23 protein-coding genes are annotated in these 23,389 nt (G+C 40.2%); 17 read left to right on the forward strand and 6 right to left on the reverse strand.

The window, feature by feature from the left end; genetic code table 11:
- Nucleotides 1–29: 29 nt before the first annotated feature.
- Entirely contained in the window at nt 30–539 is a 510-nt protein-coding gene (locus EHQ58_RS14525; protein ID WP_135624681.1) for an HIT family protein, read from the forward strand.
- Here EHQ58_RS14525 and EHQ58_RS14530 read toward each other — a convergent pair.
- Nucleotides 536–1,393, reverse strand: coding sequence for a CheR family methyltransferase (locus EHQ58_RS14530; RefSeq protein ID WP_135624612.1), 858 nt, complete (start codon nt 1,391–1,393; stop codon nt 536–538). The two genes, EHQ58_RS14525 and EHQ58_RS14530, sit on opposite strands and share 4 nt — an antisense overlap.
- A gap of 72 nt (nt 1,394–1,465) precedes the next feature.
- Between EHQ58_RS14530 and EHQ58_RS14535 the strand changes: the two genes are divergently transcribed.
- The gene (locus EHQ58_RS14535; RefSeq protein WP_135624613.1) at nt 1,466–2,212 is read left to right on the forward strand and encodes a menaquinone biosynthetic enzyme MqnA/MqnD family protein; all 747 of its coding nucleotides are present in this window, start codon (nt 1,466–1,468) and stop codon (nt 2,210–2,212) included.
- Here EHQ58_RS14535 and EHQ58_RS14540 read toward each other — a convergent pair.
- The 4 genes from EHQ58_RS14540 to EHQ58_RS14555 all read right to left on the reverse strand — a co-directional run bounded on the left by EHQ58_RS14540 (nt 2,209) and on the right by EHQ58_RS14555 (nt 7,302).
- Complete coding sequence (locus EHQ58_RS14540) at nt 2,209–2,853, reverse strand: LIC11874 family lipoprotein (protein ID WP_425460487.1); 645 nt, start codon at nt 2,851–2,853, stop codon at nt 2,209–2,211. The genes EHQ58_RS14535 and EHQ58_RS14540 overlap by 4 nt on opposite strands.
- 38 nt (nt 2,854–2,891) lie before the next feature.
- Nucleotides 2,892–4,295 carry an ammonium transporter gene (locus tag EHQ58_RS14545; RefSeq protein ID WP_135624614.1) on the reverse strand — a complete coding sequence of 468 codons (1,404 nt, stop codon included), beginning with the start codon at nt 4,293–4,295 and terminating at the stop codon, nt 2,892–2,894.
- 9 nt (nt 4,296–4,304) lie between these two features.
- Nucleotides 4,305–6,125 (reverse strand): GAF domain-containing SpoIIE family protein phosphatase, encoded by a 1,821-nt coding sequence (locus EHQ58_RS14550; protein ID WP_135624615.1) that lies wholly within the window; start codon nt 6,123–6,125, stop codon nt 4,305–4,307.
- A 145-nt stretch (nt 6,126–6,270) separates the two neighbouring features.
- Entirely contained in the window at nt 6,271–7,302 is a 1,032-nt protein-coding gene (locus tag EHQ58_RS14555; RefSeq protein ID WP_135624616.1) for a hypothetical protein, read from the reverse strand.
- Nucleotides 7,303–7,383: 81 nt separating this feature from the next.
- Here EHQ58_RS14555 and EHQ58_RS14560 point away from each other — a divergent pair, with 81 nt between their 5' ends.
- From EHQ58_RS14560 to EHQ58_RS14570, 3 genes are all read left to right on the forward strand, one after another.
- Nucleotides 7,384–7,809 carry a hypothetical protein gene (locus EHQ58_RS14560; protein WP_135624683.1) on the forward strand — a complete coding sequence of 142 codons (426 nt, stop codon included), beginning with the start codon at nt 7,384–7,386 and terminating at the stop codon, nt 7,807–7,809.
- A 73-nt stretch (nt 7,810–7,882) separates the two neighbouring features.
- Nucleotides 7,883–9,325 carry an AsmA family protein gene (locus EHQ58_RS14565; protein WP_135624617.1) on the forward strand — a complete coding sequence of 481 codons (1,443 nt, stop codon included), beginning with the start codon at nt 7,883–7,885 and terminating at the stop codon, nt 9,323–9,325.
- Between the two features lie 79 nt (nt 9,326–9,404).
- Nucleotides 9,405–11,501 carry a 7TM diverse intracellular signaling domain-containing protein gene (locus tag EHQ58_RS14570; RefSeq protein ID WP_246047371.1) on the forward strand — a complete coding sequence of 699 codons (2,097 nt, stop codon included), beginning with the start codon at nt 9,405–9,407 and terminating at the stop codon, nt 11,499–11,501.
- 69 nt (nt 11,502–11,570) lie between these two features.
- On the opposite strand, the gene typA is transcribed toward EHQ58_RS14570, so the two are convergent.
- On the reverse strand, nt 11,571–13,382 hold the full coding sequence (typA, locus tag EHQ58_RS14575) for a translational GTPase TypA (RefSeq protein ID WP_135624619.1): 1,812 nt from the start codon (nt 13,380–13,382) through the stop codon (nt 11,571–11,573).
- A 114-nt stretch (nt 13,383–13,496) separates the two neighbouring features.
- Between typA and rplU the strand changes: the two genes are divergently transcribed.
- From rplU to EHQ58_RS14635, 12 genes are all read left to right on the forward strand, one after another.
- The gene (rplU, locus tag EHQ58_RS14580; protein ID WP_135624620.1) at nt 13,497–13,805 is read left to right on the forward strand and encodes a 50S ribosomal protein L21; all 309 of its coding nucleotides are present in this window, start codon (nt 13,497–13,499) and stop codon (nt 13,803–13,805) included.
- Nucleotides 13,806–14,132 carry a ribosomal-processing cysteine protease Prp gene (locus tag EHQ58_RS14585; protein ID WP_135624621.1) on the forward strand — a complete coding sequence of 109 codons (327 nt, stop codon included), beginning with the start codon at nt 13,806–13,808 and terminating at the stop codon, nt 14,130–14,132. It abuts the gene before it with no gap.
- A 3-nt stretch (nt 14,133–14,135) separates the two neighbouring features.
- Nucleotides 14,136–14,393 (forward strand): 50S ribosomal protein L27, encoded by a 258-nt coding sequence (gene rpmA, locus EHQ58_RS14590; protein WP_135624622.1) that lies wholly within the window; start codon nt 14,136–14,138, stop codon nt 14,391–14,393.
- Between the two features lie 88 nt (nt 14,394–14,481).
- The gene (obgE, locus tag EHQ58_RS14595) at nt 14,482–15,486 is read left to right on the forward strand and encodes a GTPase ObgE (RefSeq protein ID WP_135624623.1); all 1,005 of its coding nucleotides are present in this window, start codon (nt 14,482–14,484) and stop codon (nt 15,484–15,486) included.
- Nucleotides 15,483–16,352, forward strand: a complete 870-nt coding sequence (gene proB / locus EHQ58_RS14600) for a glutamate 5-kinase (RefSeq protein ID WP_135624624.1) — start codon at nt 15,483–15,485, stop codon at nt 16,350–16,352. The genes obgE and proB overlap by 4 nt, the downstream gene beginning before the upstream one ends.
- Nucleotides 16,353–16,356: 4 nt before the next feature.
- Nucleotides 16,357–17,616: a glutamate-5-semialdehyde dehydrogenase gene (locus tag EHQ58_RS14605; protein WP_135624625.1), complete on the forward strand. Its 1,260-nt coding sequence runs from the start codon at nt 16,357–16,359 to the stop codon at nt 17,614–17,616.
- On the forward strand, nt 17,617–18,216 hold the full coding sequence (locus EHQ58_RS14610) for a nicotinate-nicotinamide nucleotide adenylyltransferase (protein WP_135624626.1): 600 nt from the start codon (nt 17,617–17,619) through the stop codon (nt 18,214–18,216).
- Nucleotides 18,213–18,794 carry a bis(5'-nucleosyl)-tetraphosphatase (symmetrical) YqeK gene (gene yqeK, locus EHQ58_RS14615; protein WP_246047372.1) on the forward strand — a complete coding sequence of 194 codons (582 nt, stop codon included), beginning with the start codon at nt 18,213–18,215 and terminating at the stop codon, nt 18,792–18,794. Before EHQ58_RS14610 ends, yqeK begins: the two co-directional genes overlap by 4 nt.
- Nucleotides 18,795–18,800: 6 nt before the next feature.
- Entirely contained in the window at nt 18,801–19,952 is a 1,152-nt protein-coding gene (locus EHQ58_RS14620) for a LytR C-terminal domain-containing protein (protein WP_135624628.1), read from the forward strand.
- Nucleotide 19,953: 1 nt separating this feature from the next.
- Nucleotides 19,954–20,322, forward strand: coding sequence for a ribosome silencing factor (gene rsfS, locus EHQ58_RS14625; protein WP_135624629.1), 369 nt, complete (start codon nt 19,954–19,956; stop codon nt 20,320–20,322).
- 171 nt (nt 20,323–20,493) lie between these two features.
- Complete coding sequence (locus EHQ58_RS14630; protein WP_246047373.1) at nt 20,494–22,197, forward strand: TolC family protein; 1,704 nt, start codon at nt 20,494–20,496, stop codon at nt 22,195–22,197.
- Nucleotides 22,194–23,366 carry a M20 metallopeptidase family protein gene (locus EHQ58_RS14635; protein ID WP_135624630.1) on the forward strand — a complete coding sequence of 391 codons (1,173 nt, stop codon included), beginning with the start codon at nt 22,194–22,196 and terminating at the stop codon, nt 23,364–23,366. Before EHQ58_RS14630 ends, EHQ58_RS14635 begins: the two co-directional genes overlap by 4 nt.
- Nucleotides 23,367–23,389: the final 23 nt, after the last annotated feature.

Consider the following 23,389-nt stretch of genomic DNA (forward strand, 5'->3'; position numbering starts at 1 on the left):
TTATTACTCAAGCGATGGTGAAAGTATTGATGGGTTCCTTCGAAGAACATTCACATAGAAAAAATCTTTTTAGTGTAGGAAAGCTCAGTTATGCAAAGGGGGATAGACCTCCCGTGGCCTGCATCTTATGTGGTGTGAGAGATCAGGATGCTCTTGTTCCGAACCTGACCATTTTTGAAACCGATCTCTCCGTCGTCTCTGTAAACCTCTATCCTTACAATCCAGGGCACATCATCATCTTTCCCAAACGTCATATCACTAGCTATTCTGAATTGTTAGAGGCGGAAGCACTTGACATTCACAACCTAACACAAAAATGCCTTTCTGTCCTGGAGAAACATTGGCATGTTTCTGGTTTTAATCTTGGCTATAATCTAGGAAAAAATAGTGGTGGTTCCATTCCGCACATCCACCAGCATATCGTGCCTCGATTTCCAAATGAAGCGGGTTTTTTAGACGTGTTTGCAAATACGCGCGTGGTCATATATGAACCGTATGAAATGTTGAAACAATTAAGAAAGTTATGGGAGGATTCTTAAACTTTTTTTTGGTAAATGGTATGACCCAAAAATTTAAACCGATCCGAAATCCCAAACATCGTTTCCGAGTGACCTAAAACAAGATACCCAAGCGGTTTCAATTGCTCATCAAAATGTTGAAATAGAGTTTTTTGGGTCCCCTTATCAAAATAAATGACTACATTTCGACAAAAGATGATGTCCATTTTTTCTTTGATAGGAAATGGGTAGTTTAGCAAATTGATCTGTTTAAATTCTACAAGTGCCTTTAAGTGGGCCTTCGCTTCGTAAAACGTTTGTTCACCGTTTGTTGTTTTTATGAAGTGTTTTGCTTTTAAAGCCTCGCTCACAGGGTCCAAACGCTCAGATCGATACACACCTTCCCCGGCTGTTTTAAGCACTGCCGTATCAATATCAGAGGCAATGATTTTTAAATTCCATCCTGGCTTATTTTGAAAAAAATCGTAAACGGAGATAGCAAGGGAATAAGGCTCTTCCCCAGTTGAAGCTGCGGAACACCAGATTCTGAGTGACTTAGCTCCACCACTTTGAGATGCCTTTTCTAATGCAGGGAAAAAGACATCTCGTAAAAATTCAAAATGATGATTCTCTCGAAAAAAATCGGTCTTGTTTGTGGTTAGACGATTGATCAATTCCTGCATTTCGGCAGCAGCAAATTTTTGATCTTTTTTGAGTAAATTTACATATTCCTCATACGATGCAATGTTCAAGGAACGAAGGCGTGTATTGAGCCGAGATTGGACCATAATCTTTTTATGAGGAGCAAGAAAGATACCTGCTTGTTTATAAATTAAGTCTTTGATGAATTCAAATTCAGGATCGCCGATCGTGTTTAAGGTTGCTCTAAAGTCCAATGGAGCCTCGCAAATGATAGAACACCTTAGTTTTCTACTATGACAAGTCGTTTTTTAAAATCCCATGGTTGTATGAGAATCGGAATCGTGAAGCACCTCAACGCTAGACCACTGACCTATTATTTTGAGAATTCAAGCGAGTATGACATCATCTCTGAGAATCCGAGTGTCCTCGTAGAACTCCTCAAGGCAGGAGAATTGGATCTGGCACTCATTTCATCGATTGAATGTGAACGAAACAAGGCGGTTCTTTCTTACTCAAAACAAGTTGGAGTCTGTGCAAAAAATTTTGTTCGCTCTGTGTTATTCTATCGAAATCGAAATGAATCAAAATTGCCAGAATTTATTTATACGGATAGCGGTTCACGAGCAAGTGTTGCCCTCTTACAGTGCTTATTTTACTTAGAACATAAGTTAACTCTAAACGTGATTCCCACAAAAGCAGAAGAGATTCAGCTCATGATGAAAAAAAGTGAGGGCTCACATCTTCTTTTTGGAGACCACGCACTCCTTCATACTACTTCCAAGGATTATGAGATTATAGATTTAGCAAGCTGGTGGAATGAAGTCACAGGACTTTACTTTTGTTTTGCGTTTTGGGCCTATCCGAAAGAAAGACCCGTTAGCGATGAGTTGCTTCTGAAATCGTTAACCATCGGGCTCGATAACTTGGATAAAATCATACAGAATGAAATGAGGCTTCCGACAGCCATTGTTGACCGTTACTTGAGACATGAATTGCATTATATACCTGAGGAAAAAAACCTAAAAGGATTTGATCTCTATATTGAAACTTGTAAGAAGTTAAATCTAATTTAGTAAAAGCGAATCTTATAATCCCAGCTTTTTGTATCGGGATTTTCTAAGGTGTCCTGCAAAAGAAACGAATAATATACATTGCCGAGACCGACAGCTCCTCGATTGGAATTGCACTCAGAATCTTTTGGAAAGAGGACTCGGAATTGCATTTTTCCATCCTTTAGAAGCCGAATCGTTTCACCTAATATTTTCTTTTCTCCGACACTTTCCTCTCCTTTTTTATAATCAGAAAGATTCGGAAATTCTCTTTTCACTACTAGAGATCTGAGTTTGACCTTAGCGGAAAAATTTCCAACAAGAACTCCCTCTAGCTGGCTTGGATCTTCAAAATCAATTTTGTACGAGACACGGCCCTTTCTTTTAAATATGGATTCGAGCATTTCTGATTTTTCAAGTTCCCGAAAATTGAAATCACGAATCAATAAACCAACGTTTGGTTTTCCCTTGATTTTATTCTGAATGGAATCGAGATCGGTTGGTAAGAATTTGATTAAGGACTCGGCAGATTCTTTTTTGAGTGGGACTGTATACGAAATTTCGATCGTCCCTGAATTTGGTTTTCGAAACAAAATCGTTTCTTCGTATTCAAAACAACCAATAATGGGTAGCAGAAAAAGGAGGATTACGAATATCCGCGGCACATAAATGGCTTCCCAATTTGGGAAGCCAAGGTCAAGGATTATTTAGAAACGGGATAAGCCTCGTTTCCATGCTCCAAAATATCCAATCCGAGGATTTCTTCCTCTTCCGAGACGCGAAGCCCGATGGTCACTTTGATGAGATAAAAAACCACCAAACTTATACCAAATGCCCAAACAAAGGCAAGCAATACCCCCGTAAACTGGGCAAAAAGTTGGTTCAATCCTCCCCCGTAAAACAAACCACTCTTGAGATTAAAGAAACCTACTGAGAGTGTTCCCCAGGCGCCGCAGACTCCATGTACGGAAACAGCGCCAACCGGATCATCAATCTTAATTTTATCGAAGAAGAGTACACTCACAACCACTAGGATTCCTGCAACAAGTCCGATACAAACTGCTCCTGTGATGCTCACGCTATCACAAGGTGCCGTGATCGCAACAAGACCTGCCAAGCCCCCGTTTAAAGTCAGTCCAATCTCAGGTTTTTGAAATAAGAACCAGGTTAAAGCCATTGCACTGATGGCTCCGGCACAGGCAGCCATATGAGTCACGACTGCAATCTGAGCAAAACTCCCGCCTTTGATTGAGGTCGTGGAACCTGGATTGAAGCCGAACCATCCAAACCAAAGAATGAAAACACCTATGGCAGCCATCGACATATTATGCCCAAGGATCGGAAAAACCCGACCATCGGATTGGAATTTCCCAAGTCTTGGTCCAACAACTATGGCTCCGGCAAGACCTGCCCAAGCGCCTATACTGTGTACAACGGTAGATCCCGCGAAGTCGAGGAAATTTGCACCTTCACCATCGGCACCAGCACCAATATTTAATGATTCAAGAAAGCCTGCTTTACCGAATAAACCTCCCCATGCAAGCGAGCCAAACATAGGATAGATGAGTCCAGTGATCACAACAGAAAATGCAAGGTAGGCAGCAAACTTCGTCCTTTCGGCCATCGCTCCCGAGACAATCGTTGCAGCTGTTGCCGCGAAAACAATTTGAAACATGAAAAAAGTGTAATTCCCGGGATCCATATCTCCTGATTCTGTATTAAGTAGTCCTTCTGCAATTCTTGGAAAGCCGATACCAATGCCAGAGAAAATTTGCGGACCAAACATGATACTAAAACCAACGAGCCAGAATGCAAATGCGCCCACAGTTAGATCGGAAAAGTTTTTCATTAGAATGTTTACCACGTTTTTAGCTCTCGTGAATCCGGCTTCAACGTAAGCAAATCCAGCTTGCATGAAGAAAACAAGGAAAGCAGCGATACAAGTCCAGACCCAATCTGCTTCCAGCGCAGCTGTCTCTTGTTTTGCTTCCAAGGCAGTGAGCCTTTCTTGCAATTTTTCTATCGAAATATCATCCGCAAATAGGGAGGATGAAAAAAGTGAACTCACAAACAACAGAAGAAAATATAAATTCTTCTTTCTTAACATATCAACCACCTAACTAGCCTTTTTGGAGAGGTTTTCCAATTTAATGAGCGATGCCCGTAACTCCGTACTTTGCGGGGTATTCTTGACACCTTGTTGTAATACCTTAATTGCTTTGGGTTTCGCATTTTCTTTTAGATAACACTGGGCAAGTAATATACTTGCTTTGGAAAAAGAATGATCGGAAGAGAGTGACATCTTGAGTGCCCGTTTTGCTTCCGCAATCTTTCCTGCCTTATAATAAGCCCTTCCCATCATAAAATGGGAACTTGCGGTGTTATCGCCAGATGTTTTCAAATATGCTTCTAAATAACGTATCGCTTCTATAAAGTTGCCGTCTCGATAATGGATCTTTCCAAGAAACATCAGCGTTTCTTTTAAAGAGGGATCAATCGAATATGCTTTTGATGCGAGGGCATAAGCATCCTCATTTTTCATTTTTGTATTCGCCTGTTTCGCTAACTGAATGTAATGCGAAGCTTCCGGCAATGAATCACTACAGTATAAAAATAAATAAGATAAATCGTCACCGATCTTTGCATCTCCTTGGTAGGCTCGAAATCGATTCAGAAAATTCTGAGATAGGCGTTGCAGATCTACCTTTCCCTTCCCATCCTCCATCAGCTTCTGACGTTCATCATGCAACCAGGATTGTAATCTTTCTGCACCAATTTCTTCTTTTTTCAGATTTCTTTGTTCACTGAAACCATCCGAAATCAGTAATAGGAAATCGCCTGGATCCAGTTTGCCTTGCTTTTCTTCATAATCAGACTTGCGCACTGGTAAAATGCCGAGTGGGACACCTTTGGTATCATAGGATACAAAAGCATCATCGGCCGATTTGTAGTGTAACATTCGTTGGTGCCCTGCATTCACATACCCAAAGGTATAATCACTAAAGATCCGAACCATAAAAGCAGTAAAGTAAGTGGATTCAGGCAATTGTTCCCTTAAATTTTCCCCAAGCTCTTCCATGATCTCTGTGAGACCAAGCCCTGCCATGACAGAACGACGAAACTGGTGGTGGATGGCCATCGTTACGAGTGCTGCTGGAATGCCATGACCAGAGACATCTATATTGATGGCAGTTAAGGAATGCCCCTGCCGAACAATATCGACTAAGTCTCCGCTGACTTCGGCCATCGGTTCCCAATGCGAAGCAAAATAAACACCATTCCAAGCGCTCAAGTCCTGCGGTAGGATTTGACTTTGGACATTTCGCCCCATCTTCAGATCCCATTCTAATTGGTTCAAAATCGCTGCTTCTCTAGCACGTGCAGTCACCAAACCCTCTATCAACCTAACGCCTGATAATGCCAATGCGAGCTGAGAAGTTAAGGCCTCTAAAATTTCCAAATCATCGACTAGATAAAAATTCTCTCGATTGCTTTCGACTGCGAGAGTCCCAAGTATCTCTTCCTTTTGCATGATCGGAACGCACATGACGGATCTCGTTTTCTCCTCTTCATCAATAAAATCGGGAGACCTACTTAGGTCATTGACAAGGATTGATTTTTTCGATTCGAATACCGTACCCGAATACCCCTCTCCTGATTTTAAATTTCTTCGTGGAGGTTCTGTTTCTTTTACAAACTTGACGGGGACTAAAAATTCACCGTCCCATAACCTGAGTGTCGTATTGTCCGATTCGAAAATCTCCTGGCAAATGAGCATTACTTTTGAAAATAATTGATCTTCCTTATCTAGATTTGCGAATTCTTTGGATATATAAAGAAGAATGGAAATTTTATCTTTGTCTGTTAAACCCCCAACGACCTTGTTTTGGCCTCGGAAGTTTACGAGCATACGTTTTGATACTTTGAAATCAACCATTGGTGTACCTTTCCTTTATGCATTGCAAAAATCGTACCGACTAGGCATCTCGCTCTAAAAAGCCGATTAATCATGGATTTTTCTACATAGTGTACGTAATTTACACATATACCTAGAGGAAGAGTATATATTTATAGCAGTTTACTTAAATGCCAGACGAATTTATGTCGGATTTTGCAATTTCGAATTGGGTCTGGATTTGAAAGCCAAGACGAGTCTCTGGTTCATAGGACTCTAGAGTTTTTCTGATTCCTGTTCTCTGTAGATATAAACTTCCCAGAACCCCGGCTCCAAAAACGGAAGGTAATATTTCTGATTTGATGCCCGCGGACAAACCGTACACAGGATCGAGAGCCCCATTGCTTGTCGCGTTGTAAAATTTTGATAGAGCCATGAGGAAATCCAAACTCGGAAGGATATGGTATCCCGTACCGAAAGTGCCTGAGTAAGAGCTACTTACGGGAAATGGTGGCTTTTCTTCTAAACCATTTTGCGAAAACATAGCGTGCTCCCAAAAGGTTCTTACCATTTCGCCATAAATAAAAAAACTTTGGTTGAGATCATATTGTATCCCAAGCGAAATTTTCTCCGGGTATCTTTCTTTTAAAGTATCTGTTCCGAGATATTGACTAAACTGGTTCGTGCCAGGACTTTCAGCCACCATTCCCAATGATATTTTTTCAAAGAGGATTCCAATGGATGCAAAAGCATTCAAGGAGTATGTGCTGTAACCACCTGGTCGGGTCGAAACGCTCGGTCCGAGTCCCGCTCCTAAAAAAATAGAATCATTGAATTTATAACTCAGTACGGTTTGTCCCGTATAATTGATCAATCTCTCGTCGGAAGGAAAAAATCGTGTATAAACCGGTTTAAAACGAACACCCACACCAAAGGATTCCGTAATCCTGTAGAAGCCGCCCCCATTGAAGATGACAGGTCCTAGGGCTTTCTCGGCCGAAATCCCCATTCCACCTGCCTCTGCTAGGTTTTTTCCGTGCGAAACCAAAAAAGCGGGATTTCCAGATAGATTTGCCATTGGGTCACGCAACCCCGCTCCATTAGAGAAGAGAGCCGCATTATAACTCCCAGACTCTGCCTGAGAATAACCCGCAAACTGGGAAAATAAATGAGTCGGCAGAAGGAAAAGGAGGAAGAGGAATTTCGAAAACCGAATCAAAGTACATTCCCTTAGCTTGAAAATCATTTTACTGTCATGATTGGCCAAGTTTCTTGGAAAGAAAAGGGATTTCTTATTTCTATGACAAGACCTATGTACAAACAATTCCGATCACCACAGGGATGGTATTCTCTTTTGTATCCCGCTAATTGGGAGCATATGGTAGTCGAGGAAATTCCAGCCTTCTTTAAACCGGAATCAGGCGGTGCCTTGCAATTTTATGCGTTTGAGTCAAAAGTAGATTCTTTTGATGTAAACCAGGAACTTGAAAACTATCTCAAAATTCATGGCATTGCTTATGACGAAGAGATGGTAGCTGAGTTTGAAAACGAGGAGGGAACCTCCATTCGGGCTTGCGAATTTAGAATTGAAGACAGAGAATGGCTTGCCTATATCATAGCAAACCAGAAACAAATGCTACTCGCTACTTATAATTCAGATGAGGAAATTGGGGATGAGACCTTCAGCGACCTATCCAATATCATTAGCTCGATCCGTTTTCTTTAATTTTTTTCTTTACTTCCGAAAATTCTCCTTCGATATTACTTTCATTTTATATATAAAAATCTAGGAGAATCGCATGAAAAAAATCATCTACGGCGTAGGTGGGTTCTTTGGTCTATTGATCATCGTACTCGTATTGGCTCTTGTTTTTGCAGGAAGTTTTTTAACCAATGAATTTCTGGTAAAACAAATTGAATCTGCCATCAATGTGAGGGCAAATGTAGATAAGGTCAATATCAACCTATTTAGTGCCCTTTCTAGTATCGAAGTAGAAGGGATTCAACTAACTTACCGTGATGATGTGGCTGATAAAGGAACACCGCTTCCAGAAAGAAAGCCTCTCAAATCCTCTGTCATTTCCATTAGCAAAGCAGATATCAAACTCTCTCTAATCGGAATTTTACAGAAAAAATTTGAACTTAAAAAACTTTTGATCAGTGAGCCAAAAGTATCTCTTATCATGTTTGAAAATGGCGGTAATAACCTCACGACCTTATTTAAATCTCCGGCACTTGTTAATGGCGAACCAAATCCCGCTCTCACTCCCGAAGCCATAGCGGAAAGAAAAAAAGAAGCAGAAGAAGAAAGAAGGGCCTCGAAAGACGAACCCTCTGAGCCTTTTACCGCCAAAGATATTCCTGTTGCCATCAAGATGGGACTCGTGGGAGCAGAAAAAGGCGACATTCAAGTAACAATGAAAAAAACGGGGCAAGTGATTAAGGTTCAAGATTTGAATTTCAAATTATCTGATATCGACATCGATGGAAGTGATCTATCCTCGCATAACCACGTTGGAGTTGGCTTTGACGCCGATGTTACGATCATAGGTAAAAACAAACAAGAAGCTGCTAAATTTCTTTTGGATACAGATGGAGACTTGCAACCGTTTGTTGAAAAATCGGGTTTAGTAAATCCGAGTGTTGTTTATAATGTAAAAATGGAGGAAAACTCTTTTCTTTCTGGTTTCGCAGCCTTTGACGCCATAGCAGGAGAATTGCCATTGCTCAACCAAGCCGGTTTAAAATTGGACAAGTTGAAAGAAAAATCAATTCTTAAAAAGGATGTGAAATTCAAAATTGCATACAGTGATGGAAAAGTAACCTTCCTGGATGAACCCACCTTCCCTTCTAAAAATTATGATCTGCAAATTGAGAAAGGGTCCTTTCTCGTGATACCGACAAATTACCATGAAATGAGAATGGGTATGTTATACGAGGAAGATGAATCTAAAAAATCTATTTCTGGAGTCGATGCAAAAATTAAAGAAGCAACGAAAGGTCAGGGCGATCCTAAGGAATTGCGGAACAAGATTTTAGGAAATTTGATCAAAGATGAGAGAATTTTTATTCCCTTTAAAACCTCTGGTGATTTGAGAAATCCTACCGTCACCTTGGGAGTTGAAATCGGCTCCCTCTCGGATTTGATCGGCGGTGCCGTTAAGGGAGCAATCAAGGGCAAAATTGGCGAGGAGTTGAAAAAAATTCCTGGCGGTGATGCGTTAAAAAAATTCGGATTCTAGTATTGTTTTCTCACCAGGCGTCTTAACAGCGATAAGTCGCCTGGTATCTCTATATCCGATGGAAAGGAAATTAAATCAATTGCTGAATTTTTGCTATTTCATAGTTTTCAACCTACTCCCTTTTCTGTTTTTTCCAACAAATATTTTCGCGATAGATGTCTCCGACCTACAGTATGGATCTCTCATTGGGAGAGACATATCGTTTTTCGAAGACAGAGATTCTAAATACACAATCGCGGACATTAGGGCAAACCATCCCAATGTTCACTTTGTTCCATCCAAACAAGAGACTTTAAATTTTGGACACACCTCATTTAGCCACTGGTTAAAACTTGATTTGAGAAATGGCTCTCCTAATTCTACGACATCAATTTTAGAAATTGATTATAATAATATTGACGAGGTGGATTTTTATCATCCGATTTCGGGAGAGACGGAAAACGAATATGAAATGTTTCGATCGGGAATGAGCTACCCCTTCCATGTTCGTAAGTCCATTCATCGAAATTTTATTTATAAAATAACTCTCCAGCCAAGCGAAGTGAAAACCATTTACCTAAGGATCCGCACCATGGGAGGTCTCATACTCCCCATCCATCTTTGGAACCAAGATGATTTTTATCTTCATGATTCCAAACAAATGCAGGGACTAGGTTTTTATTTTGGCATTATGTTTGTGATGCTAATCTACAACTTGTTCATATTTATTTCGGTGAAAGATGTCAGTTATCTTTATTATATAGGATATATCTTCGGTCTTTCCGGCATCCAACTAGTGTTAACCGGACTTGGATTTCAATACTTTTGGAGTGAAAGTCCTTGGTGGCAGCAAAATCTTTATGTAATTTTTTCCTCAATTTGTATGAGCATGTCCTTACTCTTTGCAAAATCATTCTTAAATATCAAAGGTCTATCCCAAAAGTTAAATTTAATTTTAAAAATGGGAGCTGCCTTAAATTTTTTACTTCTCCCTTTGATTTTCATTTTACCTAGAAATGTTAATATTATCGTTGCGATAGTCCTTAGCGTTCCTAGTATCATGCTTGCCATTTATGCAGGAGTCTTTAGCTATCTACGTCAGTACCGACCTGCAAGATATTATCTTCTCGCCTTTACGATGTTAATCTTAAGTGGACTTTTTGTGATCATGAAATTTTTGAATCTGATTGAATCCAATTTTTTTACCGATTATGGATTGTACGTAGGGTCATGTTTGGAAGTGGTTTTGCTTTCCTTTGCCTTAGCCTCACGCATCAACACTATCAAAAGAGAAAAAGAAGAAGCTCAGGCAAAAACTCTGGAAATGCAGAAAATTTTGACTGAGTCTTATGCTAGGTTTGTTCCTAGAGATTTCCTTTCCAATCTAGGAAAAGAATCAATTTTGGACGTAAAGTTAGGTGACCAAATCCAAAAAGAGATGTCTGTCCTTTTTAGTGATATTCGTGCTTTTACAACTCTATCCGAAAAAATGACGCCCGCAGAAAATTTCAATTTTATCAATTCCTACCTGAGTCGAATGAGTCCTATCATCCAAAGGAATCGTGGATTCATTGATAAGTTCATTGGAGATGCAGTGATGGCACTTTTTGATAAATCAGTGATAGATGCAGTAAGGTCAGGCATTGAGATGCAATTGTATTTAAAAGAATACAATTCCTATCGAAACAATCGTGGCTATGATCCGATTGAAATAGGGATAGGAATCCATACTGGATCACTTATGCTCGGAACCATTGGTGCCGAAGAAAGGCTCGAAGGAACAGTCATTTCGGACACAGTCAATTTAGCCTCTCGCATTGAAAATTTAACAAAAATTTATGGATCAAAAATTGCGGTAAGTGAGGAGACGGTTGCGGAAGTGAAAAGAGAAGGATCGTATTCTTTCCGTTTTCTAGACCGAGTGAAAGTAAAAGGAAAAATGAAAGCAGTTTCGATCTATGAAATTTTGGACGGGGACGAGCAGGAAAGTAAATCCGCAAAGTTGGAAACAAAAGAAATTTATGACAAAGCAGTCAAATTATTTCATGAGAAGATGTACCGCGAATCCAAGGCATATTTTGATCAGGTGCTCAAGGTAAACCCGAAGGATAAGGTCACCGCGCTCTATCTAAAACGATTGTACGCTCTGGCAAACCAAGTAACGATGCGCAGTGTTAGTGGATATGCGAATTCATAATAAAAAAGCCCGAGGCATTTCTACCCTGGGCTTTTTTTAGAACAGTCTATGATGGTTTAGAAACTCAGTTTAGTTTCTTCCACCACCAGATCTTTTTCTCATTGCCGCATCTAAAACTTTTTTCCGAAGGCGCAAACTCTGTGGTGTTACTTCCAAAAGTTCATCATCATCTAAAAATTCTATGGATTGCTCCAAAGTTAATTTTCTTGGTGGCGTAAGTCGAATCGCTTCGTCAGAACCAGAGGCACGAACGTTCGTTAACTTCTTTTCCCGCACAGGGTTTACTTCTAGATCAGATTCTCTAGAATTCATCCCCAAGATCATACCTGGATAGACTGCTACCTGTGGTTCGATAAAAAGGTCACCCCTTTCCTGCACTTTCCAAAGCGCATAGGCTGTCGCATCTCCTGAGTCCATGGATATCAAAGCACCATTCTTTCTACCTGGGATTTCGCCTTTGTATTTATCATAGCGAAGGAAACGGCTAGACATCACACCTTCACCTCTGGTTTCAGAGATGAAATGCCCTCGGAAACCAATGAGTCCTCTTGTTGGAATTTCGTATTCAACACGAGTGATCCCCGAAGCGTGTGTTTCCATGCCATGGAGTTCACCTTTTCTGCGATTGAGTTCTTGGATCACTTGACCCGAATAAATTTCAGGTAAGTCCATCACCAAATTTTCGTAAGGCTCCGTTTTCTCGCCTTGCTCATTTGTTTTTAAAATCACTTCTGGTCGCGAAACCTGGAGCTCGTATCCTTCACGTCGCATCGTCTCAATTAAGATGGAAAGGTGAAGTTCCCCGCGACCCAAGATTTTGAATCGGTCTTTGTCATCGGTCTCTTCGAGTTTTAAGGCAACGTTTGTTTCTAATTCCCTGTCTAGGCGTTCGCGAAGGTTTCTTGTCGTGACAAATTTCCCTTCTTTACCCGCAAAGGGAGAGTTGTTGATCATAAAGAACATGGAAACCGTTGGCTCTTCTACCTGGATCGCAGGCAAAGGAAGTGGATTTCCCATATCACAAACTGTATCTCCAATGAACATGTCAGGGATCCCAGCGATAGCGACGATATCACCCGAATTTGCTTCGTCTATCTCGTATCTTTGTAAGCCTTCATAGCCGTATACTTTCGAGATTTTATAATTTGCAGTCTTACCGTCCGTTTTTGCAAGCGTAACGTCCTGGCCTTTTTTAATGGTACCAGCATACATCTTACCTATGGCAATACGTCCCACGTATTCATTGTAATCCAGAGCAACAACTTGGAATTGGAGAGGTCTTGTGTCGTCTGTCTTTACGGGCGGAACATGTGCCAGAACCTTATCTAAGAGAGGTTCAATGCCTGTCCCTGGAGCTTCTTTAAGCTCATTCACAGCCCAGCCCTGTTTTGCAGAGGCGTAGATGATAGGAAAATCGAGTTGTTCTTCGGTAGCACCGAGGTCTGAGAAAAGATCAAATACCTTATCCACGGCAAAAGCGGGTCTCGCACCATCACGATCCACTTTATTGACCACGACAATGGGCTTGTGGCCGAGCTGGAGGGACTTTCCCAACACAAAACGTGTCTGAGGCATGGGACCGTCGAAGGCGTCCACAAGGAGCAACGTGCAGTCTGTCATCGACAAGACTCGCTCCACTTCTCCGCCAAAGTCAGCGTGGCCTGGAGTGTCCACGATGTTGATTCGTGTGTTTTTGTATTTCACAGAAGTGTTTTTCGCGAGGATAGTAATCCCCTTTTCTTGTTCCAAAGCATTGGAATCCATGATTCGTTCTCTGTCTTCTTTCGCAGTGACCGCGCCAGTATGGCGTAAGATACAATCAGTAAGGGTGGTCTTCCCATGGTCAACGTGGGCAATGATAGCAATATTTCGAATTTCCATTGTTTTTACCAAAAATTCGGAAAGCATTCAGCTGTCGATGTGGATTTAAAATTGACAAGCTAGTAGACATAGAAATCCTGGTAAGAACCACTTGTTCGAGATTAGGAAAGGTATATGTTTGCCATTATAGAACTCGGAGCCAAACAATTTAAAGTTGCTCCTGACCAATTTTTCGTTGCTGATAAGACTTCTAATGCTGTTGGAAATAGTTTTGATGCGAAAGTTTTATTACTTTCCGATGAAAACAAAGTCAATATCGGCTCTCCTGCTCTCGCTGGTGCGAAAGTTACCTTGAAAGTGATTGAAGACTGTAAGGGTGAAAAAATCCACGGTTTTAAATACAAAAAACGTAAAAATTACAAACGAGCTTGGGGACACAGACAGCAACTCCAAAAATTCCAAGTAGTTTCTATCAGTGGTTAATTGATATTATCAAAAATATACTATAAAGAAGGTAAGATCGCAGGTTTCCAAATAGAAGGTCACGCTCCAAAGGAATTTGGAGAAAAAGGGGAAAATCTCCTCTGCGCTGGTGTGTCCGTTCTTCTTCAATCCGTTCATTCCTACCTAGGGTGGAAGGAAAGATTGGAAGCAGAAAGTAAAAGGGAAGGTTTTCTAAGGTTTATGGTTCAGAGCGAGCATTTAGCTGATTTTCAAACAATCGGTGAGATGGTCAGGTTCGGCCTCCAAAACTTAGCCTCCCAACATGGAAATGCGATTCAGATCTCAGAAGAAATCATAAAGGGGTAAAAAATGGCTACAAAAAAAGGTGGGGGATCCACAAAGAACGGTCGTGATTCGGTATCGAAACGATTAGGCGTGAAAGTATACGGTGGCCAGCTAGCAATCGCTGGAAATATCATCGTAAGACAACGCGGAACTGAATTTAAGCCAGGCAAAAACGTCGGAATCGGAAGAGACCATACACTTTTTGCTTTGACTGATGGCGTTGTCACTTTCGAGCACGTAACTAAAGAAAGACAACAAGTATCGGTTTACCCGAAAAACTAACGCCTCACTACTTGCTGCGAATGCAAGGTGTGAGTGCCAGAAAAACCCGTTTGAGGATGACCTCCAACGGGTTTTTTTATTGGAAAACATGACAAGCTTTATAGACGAAGTTCCCATAAGAGTAAAGGCCGGACATGGTGGTCCAGGTGCTGTTCACTTTCACAAAGAAAAATTTGTTGAGTTTGGCGGCCCGGATGGCGGTGACGGTGGTCAAGGTGGCGATGTAATTCTCATTGCCGAATCTCGCATTATGACGCTTGAAAACTATCTACCCGATCGTATGTATGCGGCAGAAGATGGTGAGTCTGGTTCAGGAAATGACAAACATGGAAAGAATGGCGGTGACTTAACGCTCAAAGTTCCCATTGGAACACAAGTTTTTGACCAGACAACTATGGAACTGATTTACGACTTCACAAAAGAAGGCGAAACATACGTCATTGCCAAAGGCGGTCGCGGAGGCAAAGGCAATACATTTTTCAAATCATCGACCCACCAAACTCCGAGATTTTCGCAACCAGGAGAAGATGGTGACTCGTTTGATATCATCCTCCAATTAAAACTACTCGCAGATATTGGGATTGTGGGTCTTCCGAATGCAGGAAAATCTACCCTACTTGCAAAAATAACCCATGCCCATCCAAAAATCGCGGGTTATGCTTTTACAACTCTTTCCCCAAATTTAGGTGTCGTTCATAGAGATAACGACAGTTTCCGTTATACGGTCGCAGACATTCCTGGAATCATCGAAGGCGCTTCTCAGGGTGTGGGACTTGGACTTTCCTTTTTAAAACATATCGAAAGGGTCCAAGGGATTTTGTTTCTTTTCGATGGGGGGAATCTCTATCTAGAGGAAGAACTCGAAATGCTTCGTAACGAGTTAGGTTCCTATAATGAAACACTTTTAGAAAAACCTTTTTTACTCGTTATCAATAAAATTGATATCTGGGATGATCCTTCTTTCACGGAGGAAATCAAACAGAATTATTCAAAGTTTGGTGAGATCATTTTGATTTCGGCTGATAAGGAAACCAATCTCGACTACTTACTAGACCGCATTGATGCAGTCTTTTTTTCGGAAAGAATGAAATGAAACGGTCGAGACAAGACTATTTAGAAATAATTAAGAATGCCAAAACGATTGTAATCAAAATTGGATCGGCAAGAGTCTCAGGATCGAACGATAAAATCAATGACTTTTTGTTCGGACTAGCAGGAGACATTAGAGATCTTCGTGATGCGGGTAAGGAGATCATTCTAGTCTCCTCTGGCGCCATTGCCCAAGGGAAAAAGTTATTTTCCGAAATAAAAAAAGAAGGTTCTTTTTTTACACCAACACTTTCCGAGAAACAAGCATTTGCCGCGATGGGTCAAAACCGCCTGCTTAATATATATGAAAGTTTTTTTAGCAGAGTTAACATTCCGATTGCTCAGATTCTATTTGGAAGGCGCGACTTAAATGAGGACAGAAATTTTATCAATTTAAAGACAACCTTTCGACAGCTACTTGACTGGGGTGTATTGCCCATCGTAAATGAAAACGATTCTATATCGACGGAAGAAATCAATTTAGGAGATAATGATATTCTGTCGTCAATTGTAGCTTCCATCGTCGGGGCAGATTTACTTCTCATCCTTACAGGAGTAGATGGTTTCCTAGTGCACGATACTAAAATCGATTTGCTTGAAGAAGTGACTGAAAAAGAGGAGCAATTTGCGACCGGTCCTTCGGGGCCTGGTACAGGTGGAATGGCAACCAAACTAAAAGCCGCAAAACTCCTGTTACCAAACGGAATTTTTACCGGAATTATCAACGGTGAAGTTAAAAATGCAATCTCAAAATTCTTTCTTGATCCTAGCTTTGGTACTTTAATTGCCAATAAAGAGATGCAACACCACCTATTGAATGAAAAAGAAATTCAAAATCGTTTTTTTTCGATAAGCAAAGAGGAGACGTAAATCCATGAGGGAAGAAAAATTTATGTCAGAAGCAAGAGAATTGGCAGTGCGTGCAAAAACGGCGAGCAGGAAACTCAAAGCCTTAAACACGCTGACCAAAAACCGAGTTTTATCAAAGCTTGCATCTCTTCTTCATGAAAATGAAACAGCGATCATCACCGAGAATCAAAAGGATATGGAAAGTGGACGTGCGAAAGGCCTATCTAGTGCCCTCCTCGATCGACTTTTACTCGATCCCAAGCGAATCAAAAATATGATCCAAAGTGTTGAGGAGATCAAAGCCCTCCCAGACCCTGTGGGAGAAGTCGTTCGTGGTGTTATCTTGCCAAATGGCTTAGAACTTCTCACTAAACGTGTGCCTATCGGTGTGGTGATGACAATATTTGAATCCAGACCAAATGTAATCATAGATATCGCCTCGCTTTCTTTTAAATCTGGAAATTCCTGTATACTTCGCGGAGGTTCAGAAGCCTTCCATTCAAATTTCATATTGAGTAAACTGTTTCATGAAGCCTTAAAAACAGAATCAATCGATGAGTCTGCAGTTGTATTTGTTACAAATACAGAAAGGGAAGCGATGCTCCCCTTCTTTCAATTGGACGATCTTATTGATATCGTCGTTCCTCGAGGTGGTGAAGCTCTGATTAAATTTGTATCACAGAATAGCAAAATCCCCGTCGTAAAACATGACAAAGGTGTAACAAATCTTTATGTATCGAAATCAGCAAATAAGGAACTGATTCTACCCATTCTGCTAAATTCAAAAGCACAAAGGCCAGGAGTTTGTAATGCGCTAGAAAATCTAATTTTACATAAAGATTACCCCGGCAACGTGGATTTGCTCGGCGAACTAAACGAGGCAGGCATTGATCTATTATTAGATGAAGAAGCTCTTAAAATCTTTCCTCAAGGTAAATTAGCGACGGAAGAGGATTACCAAACTGAATTCCTGGATTTAAGATTGAGTGTAAAAATGGTCTCATCATTAGAGGAAGCTCTTCACTTCATTCGAACGCATAGTTCCGGACATACAGAATGTATACTTTCCGAGGATGAAACAGAAATTCGTGAATTTCAACTGAATCTAGATAGCGCAGCCATTTTTGTAAATTGTTCAACTCGTTTTCATGATGGCGGTGAATTTGGATTAGGTGCCGAAGTAGGAATTTCAACGGGGAAACTTCATGTAAGAGGACCGATGGGACTTGTTCATTTAACAACAACGACTACTTATGTTACGGGAAATGGTCAGATTCGAAAGTAAATGATCATCGTATACGGGGGTAGCTTTGATCCTCCCCATTTAGGACATTTCAATATAGTGAAACAACTGAGGGAAACCTTTCCGTCTGCCTTTAAGATATTCATATTTCCAAATCGTATTTCTCCCTTCAAAGAGGAAAAATCTCTTAGTTCTCAGGAGATTCTCAAACTCTGCCAATTGACATTTCAAGAACTATTAAATGAACAAATCGAAATCCGGAATTCTGAATTACTGCGTCCTACTGCAAGTTATACGTTCAATACAGTCGAAGTATTAAAGGATGAGTACCCTGAGGAATCCATACATCTCTGTATCGGAGAAGACAGTTTGTCTGGACTACAGGAATGGCACAGGTTTCTTGATCTCGATTTTATTTTAGAAGGGTACATTATACTACGACGAAAAACAATATCACCTCTTCCAATAAAATTTCCAAATTTAGTCTTGGAGAATAAATCGATTGTTCTATCCAATGAACTCTGGGACGTTTCTTCTTCGCGACTAAGAAATGAAAGAGAAATTGAGTATGCGAAATACTGGATGGTTTCAGATGCATATGACTACCTTAAATCCATCGGATGGTTTGCATCTTCTTTATGAAATCAATCGACAGATGGATTGAATTTTTTCTGCAGGAAGTTCCCAAGGAAATAACAATTACGAGATGGGAACATTGTCTCCGTGTTGCGCATCAGGCAGAACGTTTAGCGACAATTAATGGTTTTCATACCCCCAAGATGGCATTTTTAGCTGGCATTACACATGACATTACAAAACAAAAGAAAAAGGAATTTCATTTAAATCTTTTTGAGCATGTCCACGATATCGAACTTGATGGTATACCTGAAGAAGCATACCATGCCTTTAGTGCTGAAATTTATTTAGCAACAAAATATGGCTTTCAAAATCAGGAAATATTTTCTGCGATCCGGTCTCATACTCTTGGAAAAGTGGAAATGAGTGAGCTCGATAAAATCCTTTACGCGAGTGATTTTTTAGGATCTGAATTTGCATTCAAACAAAACCAGTTAGAAGACTGGGTTCTTGAAACAGAAAAAAATCTTCATTTTGGAATCTATTTGAAGGCTTCTAAAACTATAAATCAATTGCTCGACTCAAAAAGTAAAATTCATAAATCAACAATCGAAACCTATAATCAAAACTTAGCTAAACTATAAAACATTATGCTACAAGAATCTCAAGTAAACCAAAAGAAACCATTTTTACTCCTTTCGATTGCAGGGGCAGTATTACTCGTTGCCATGCTCACGCTATTTTTAAAAAACAAAACCAACATCGGGAGCGAATTGAAATTAAGCGGGCCTAAAAAAACAAATTACCTGATCAGTATGATATCAGATAACGGAGATTATCTATTTTCATTCTATGCAGAATTTTATCATCAGGAGAAGAAGGCTGCTTTATTTTTCGTGAACCCATTAACTTCATTTGAAGATGAAAAAACGTTGGAAGATTACGGCAAAGACGCTCCAGACGAAATTTATTCGTCTCTAGAGGATACCTTGGACCACTCAATTCAGCATAAGATCGTGATCACAGAAACAAATTTTCATCAAATCGTAAATTTGCTTGGGGGAATGGAATTATTTTTTGAACCTCGGTCTAATCGAATCACCAAAAAATACAAAAGGGTCAATCGGATTTACAATTTGGATGGGGAGGACTGTTACGATGTTCTTTCTTATCTGGAAGATCGAAAATTACTTTCTTACATTCATCGTTTAGAGATTCAAGAAAATACGATTTTATCACTATTTGAAACATTTCACCAAAAACGCGATCTTCTATCAAAACAAAAAATTGGCTACTTACACGATCACATAAACAACAATCTCTCGTTAAAGGATTGGGAATTGTTTTTTGAATTTTTTAAGAAGGATAGAGTTCATTTTGGTGTTTCTGAGTTGCCGGCGGAGCCCATTGCCCGAGTCAAAAAAAAGGATGAGATACTTAAGACACATGAAGAAACAGTAAAAGTTGCTTTTAACAAATTCTCCTCCGACGTTAGATCAAGCTACTATTCAGACGGTGAAAGAGCACGTATTGAAATTCTAAATGGTACCTCTAAAAGTGGACTGGCAAGATACGGCAAAGCCTTGTTAAATGATAAAGGTCTAAAAGTGTTGTCCGTTGACAATGCTTGGGATTCCAATTTTGACAAAAGTATTATTTTAAACAGATCTGGAAATACACAGTATACCGATACCATTTCCGAAACGTTTCAAGGAAGGAAAGTTTACTTTGCCTTACGGAAAGACCTAGGTCTGGATGCGACAGTAGTCCTCGGCGAAGATTTTCAAAATTCAAAGGAATAAAATGACACCCATTAGCGAAGAAACCATAGAACATCTCAAGAAAATTCAGAAAAGCCTACTAGATAAGAAATGTGAGAATATTGAAGCACTAGATTTAAGGGATGTTAACTCTTATCTTTCGATTTTTGTGATCGCCACAGTTAAGTCGGAAACCCAAGGGCGTTCCGTTGCAAAAGATATCGAAAAGTACATGAAACCACTCAAACTAGCGGAAAGAAGAAATCACATTACAGATCTTCCGAAAGACGCCACAGGATGGATACTGCTGGACTACGGAGAAATCTGTATTCATGTCATGACAGAAGAAATGAGGGCTTATTATTCCCTGGAACGATTATGGGGAGATGCGAAGTCGATCCCACTCACATAGTTAAAAACGCTACTTTCATGCCTTCTTGGATCTGGTAAATTATTGCACAGATTCAATCAGGACCACCGTCTAAGAAAGCAAAAGGCGGAATGAAATAGATAGCTATTTTGGCTTGCCCGTCGGCATGCATTTCCGTTTCCTGTAGATTAGAAGGGGTTTTAAACAAGTTCGGTGAATCTTCCATTTAATGATTATCCCCCCTCCTCTCCTCGAAAGTTGACCAACGGGTTAATATTATTTCTGTCATTTTTTCTTACATTTTCAATCGAGTCCGATACGGAACTGGAGGAACAATTTAGAAGATTTAGGACTTCTGATTGGGAGTATTCCTCTGGAGCCACTTCTTCCGCAGCAAAAACTGAAAGTGGAAAACCGGTATTCCGACTAACGATTGCCCAAGCAATCGAACAGGTAATTGAAAACAACATCATCGTCCAAAATGCAAAATTAGAAATCATAAAAGCTGATTCTCCAGAACTCAAAAATGAATCACGATTTACCTGGAGAGCCCTAGCAGGAATTCAATCCGCAAAACAAATATTTCCTGATAATCGAAACAACCTGTTTGCAGGAACGAAACGTAGCCAGGATAAGATATCGGCGGGCATTGAGAAACAGTTTAAAACGGGTACTTATTTTAAAACGGAAGTTTCTACTCTCAGATTTGATACGAATGCTTTTGAGGATCCTTTTAATCCCCTAACCTCGGGACTTTCTGCATTAGCCGCAAAACCTATGTATACGGGAGCAGTTTCATTTACCCTTTCCCAAGAATTATTAAAATACGGATTTGGACGCACAGAAGAGGATAAAGAAAAATTATTAAGGAACCAAACCTTACTTACCCGAGAAAATTATATAAGCATCCTAACTCAATTAGTCGTGAAAGTTTTGGTTGATTACTGGTCTCTAGGAATTGTTGATTCCCAAATTTCAACTTATGAAAAAGTATTAAAGAATACAGAGGAGATACGTAATCTTACTAAAAGAAAACAAGCATTAGGTCTTTCCGAAAGTTTTGAAATTAACCAATGGAATCAGGCATTTTTAAAAACTGAGTCCTCTCTCGAAAAAGCAAAAGTGGATCGCATCGAAGCTGAAAGAAATTTAGTAAGAATTTTAAATGTGGACGTAGGTTCCTCAATAGCGGGCGTTACAGATTTAACTGAAACTCTACCTACAAATTTCAACCTTGAGGAAGACAAGAAATATGCTTTAGCGCATCGAATCGATTATTTGATCCTAAAGAGACAACGTGAGATGACAAAATTGATGCTTGCCAACGCCCAAGATGAAGATGTTCCTTCTCTCAAAGCAACCGTCGGGTACAGCTCTATCAATCAAAATTTCATTTCTCCGCAAGACAACTTCATCGCGAGACAACAGACGGGTTTATCTTATCTAAATAATTTCCCGCAAGTTTCAGCAGAAGTCAAAATGAGTTATCCACTTTGGGATTTAGGAATAAAAGCATCCATAAAAGAAGCCCAGGTGAATCTCCAAAGTCTTGAATTGCAAATCCAACAATTGGAACAAGAGATTAACCAGGACATAGATAATCGATACGAGCTCGTACAATCAAGCTATATCCTTCTCCAAGATCTTAAGAAAACAAAACTGGAAAGTGAGAAATTTTATGAAGGACTCCTTAGTCGATTTCGTCAGGGCCGTTTTACTGCCGTTAATGTAAAGAATGCATTAGATGCTCTTGCTCAAGCTGAATTGGGCATTACCCAAGCAAAGATTAATTTTAATATCAACCTTGTAAGGTATGAACTAGCGAAAAATTCTCTCTTCGAAAAATACGGTTTGGATCTCTATCAAATTTTGGATGAGGTCGAAAAACGAGCTCGCGTAGAGACAGATAAGTTATGATCACCAACCGTAAAGAAGAGATGGTTCGCTATCGAAGAACGATTCATCAAAATCCAGAACTGAAATACGAAGAAAAAGATACAGCAAGTCTTGTCGCCAGGCATTTAAAATCCTTAGGGAAACCTTTCGAAGAAAAAATAGCGGAAACAGGCATTGTTTGTCTGTTTGATTCCCAAATTCCAGGAAAAACCATTTTAATTCGCGCAGACATGGATGCCCTCCCCATTTTTGAAGAGAACGATCATGAATATAAAAGCCACAACCCAGGAAAAATGCATGCATGTGGCCACGATGGTCATACAAGCATACTGATGGCACTAGCTTCAGAATTGAAAGATTCTCTGATGTCTATAGTTCCCAAAGGTAGAGTCCTGCTTTGTTTTCAACCAGCGGAAGAAGGCGGTGCTGGTGCGGATAAAATGATCGAAGCAGGAATATTGGAAAAATATAATGTAGATGCATGTTTTGCGCTTCATGTTTGGAATCATATCGATATCGGAAAGTTAGGCGTCGTAAATGGGACCATGATGGCCTCTGTGGATGAATTCTTAATCACGGTTAAAGGAGTCAGTGGCCATGGGGCTCTTCCTCAGCATACGATTGACCCTATCTTAGTTGGCTCTCACATTGTAACAGCACTCCAGAGTATCGTTTCCCGGAATGTCGACCCTTTGGAGCCTTGTGTTGTTACTGTCGGATCGTTTCACGCGGGAAATGCATTTAACGTAATACCTGAAACCGCTGAGCTGCGCGGAACGGTTCGCACGTATTCTGCTTCCGTTTATGAACTTTTTCCAAAACAACTTGAGGATTTAGCTCGCGGGATTGCCAAAGGATTTGGAGCAGAAATCGACTTTCAATACACTCGTATCGACAAACCGACGATCAATGACCCAAAAATGGCAGATCTCGTCAGAAAAGCTGGAACCAACGTCCTCGGCGAGGATTGTCTTACAGAGGAAAATACAAGGACAATGGGCGGAGAAGATTTTTCTGCCTTTTTAATGAAACGTCCTGGTTGCTATTTTTTTGTTGGATCACGAAATGAAAAAAAAGGATTCATTTACCCACACCACAGCTCTCATTTCGATTTTGATGAGGACGCAATGCCAATCGGTCTTGCTGTACTCAAAGAAATCATTGGTTTATATTTAAGCGCGGATACGTAAAAAAAACTTCTTTACATCAAACA

Origin of the sequence: Leptospira ognonensis, assembly GCF_004770745.1 — a bacterium.
GTDB lineage: Bacteria > Spirochaetota > Leptospiria > Leptospirales > Leptospiraceae > Leptospira_A > Leptospira_A ognonensis.

Coding starts and splice junctions, on each gene's coding strand:
- EHQ58_RS14525 (WP_135624681.1), top strand. CDS start 30: ATGGGTTCCTTCGAAGAACATTCACATAGAAAAAATCTTTTTAGTGTA.
- EHQ58_RS14535 (WP_135624613.1), top strand. CDS start 1,466: ATGAGAATCGGAATCGTGAAGCACCTCAACGCTAGACCACTGACCTAT.
- EHQ58_RS14545 (WP_135624614.1), bottom strand. CDS start 4,295: ATGTTAAGAAAGAAGAATTTATATTTTCTTCTGTTGTTTGTGAGTTCA.
- EHQ58_RS14550 (WP_135624615.1), bottom strand. CDS start 6,125: ATGGTTGATTTCAAAGTATCAAAACGTATGCTCGTAAACTTCCGAGGC.
- EHQ58_RS14560 (WP_135624683.1), top strand. CDS start 7,384: ATGACAAGACCTATGTACAAACAATTCCGATCACCACAGGGATGGTAT.
- EHQ58_RS14565 (WP_135624617.1), top strand. CDS start 7,883: ATGAAAAAAATCATCTACGGCGTAGGTGGGTTCTTTGGTCTATTGATC.
- typA (WP_135624619.1), bottom strand. CDS start 13,382: ATGGAAATTCGAAATATTGCTATCATTGCCCACGTTGACCATGGGAAG.
- rplU (WP_135624620.1), top strand. CDS start 13,497: ATGTTTGCCATTATAGAACTCGGAGCCAAACAATTTAAAGTTGCTCCT.
- rpmA (WP_135624622.1), top strand. CDS start 14,136: ATGGCTACAAAAAAAGGTGGGGGATCCACAAAGAACGGTCGTGATTCG.
- obgE (WP_135624623.1), top strand. CDS start 14,482: ATGACAAGCTTTATAGACGAAGTTCCCATAAGAGTAAAGGCCGGACAT.
- proB (WP_135624624.1), top strand. CDS start 15,483: ATGAAACGGTCGAGACAAGACTATTTAGAAATAATTAAGAATGCCAAA.
- EHQ58_RS14605 (WP_135624625.1), top strand. CDS start 16,357: ATGAGGGAAGAAAAATTTATGTCAGAAGCAAGAGAATTGGCAGTGCGT.
- EHQ58_RS14610 (WP_135624626.1), top strand. CDS start 17,617: ATGATCATCGTATACGGGGGTAGCTTTGATCCTCCCCATTTAGGACAT.
- yqeK (WP_246047372.1), top strand. CDS start 18,213: ATGAAATCAATCGACAGATGGATTGAATTTTTTCTGCAGGAAGTTCCC.
- EHQ58_RS14620 (WP_135624628.1), top strand. CDS start 18,801: ATGCTACAAGAATCTCAAGTAAACCAAAAGAAACCATTTTTACTCCTT.
- rsfS (WP_135624629.1), top strand. CDS start 19,954: ATGACACCCATTAGCGAAGAAACCATAGAACATCTCAAGAAAATTCAG.
- EHQ58_RS14635 (WP_135624630.1), top strand. CDS start 22,194: ATGATCACCAACCGTAAAGAAGAGATGGTTCGCTATCGAAGAACGATT.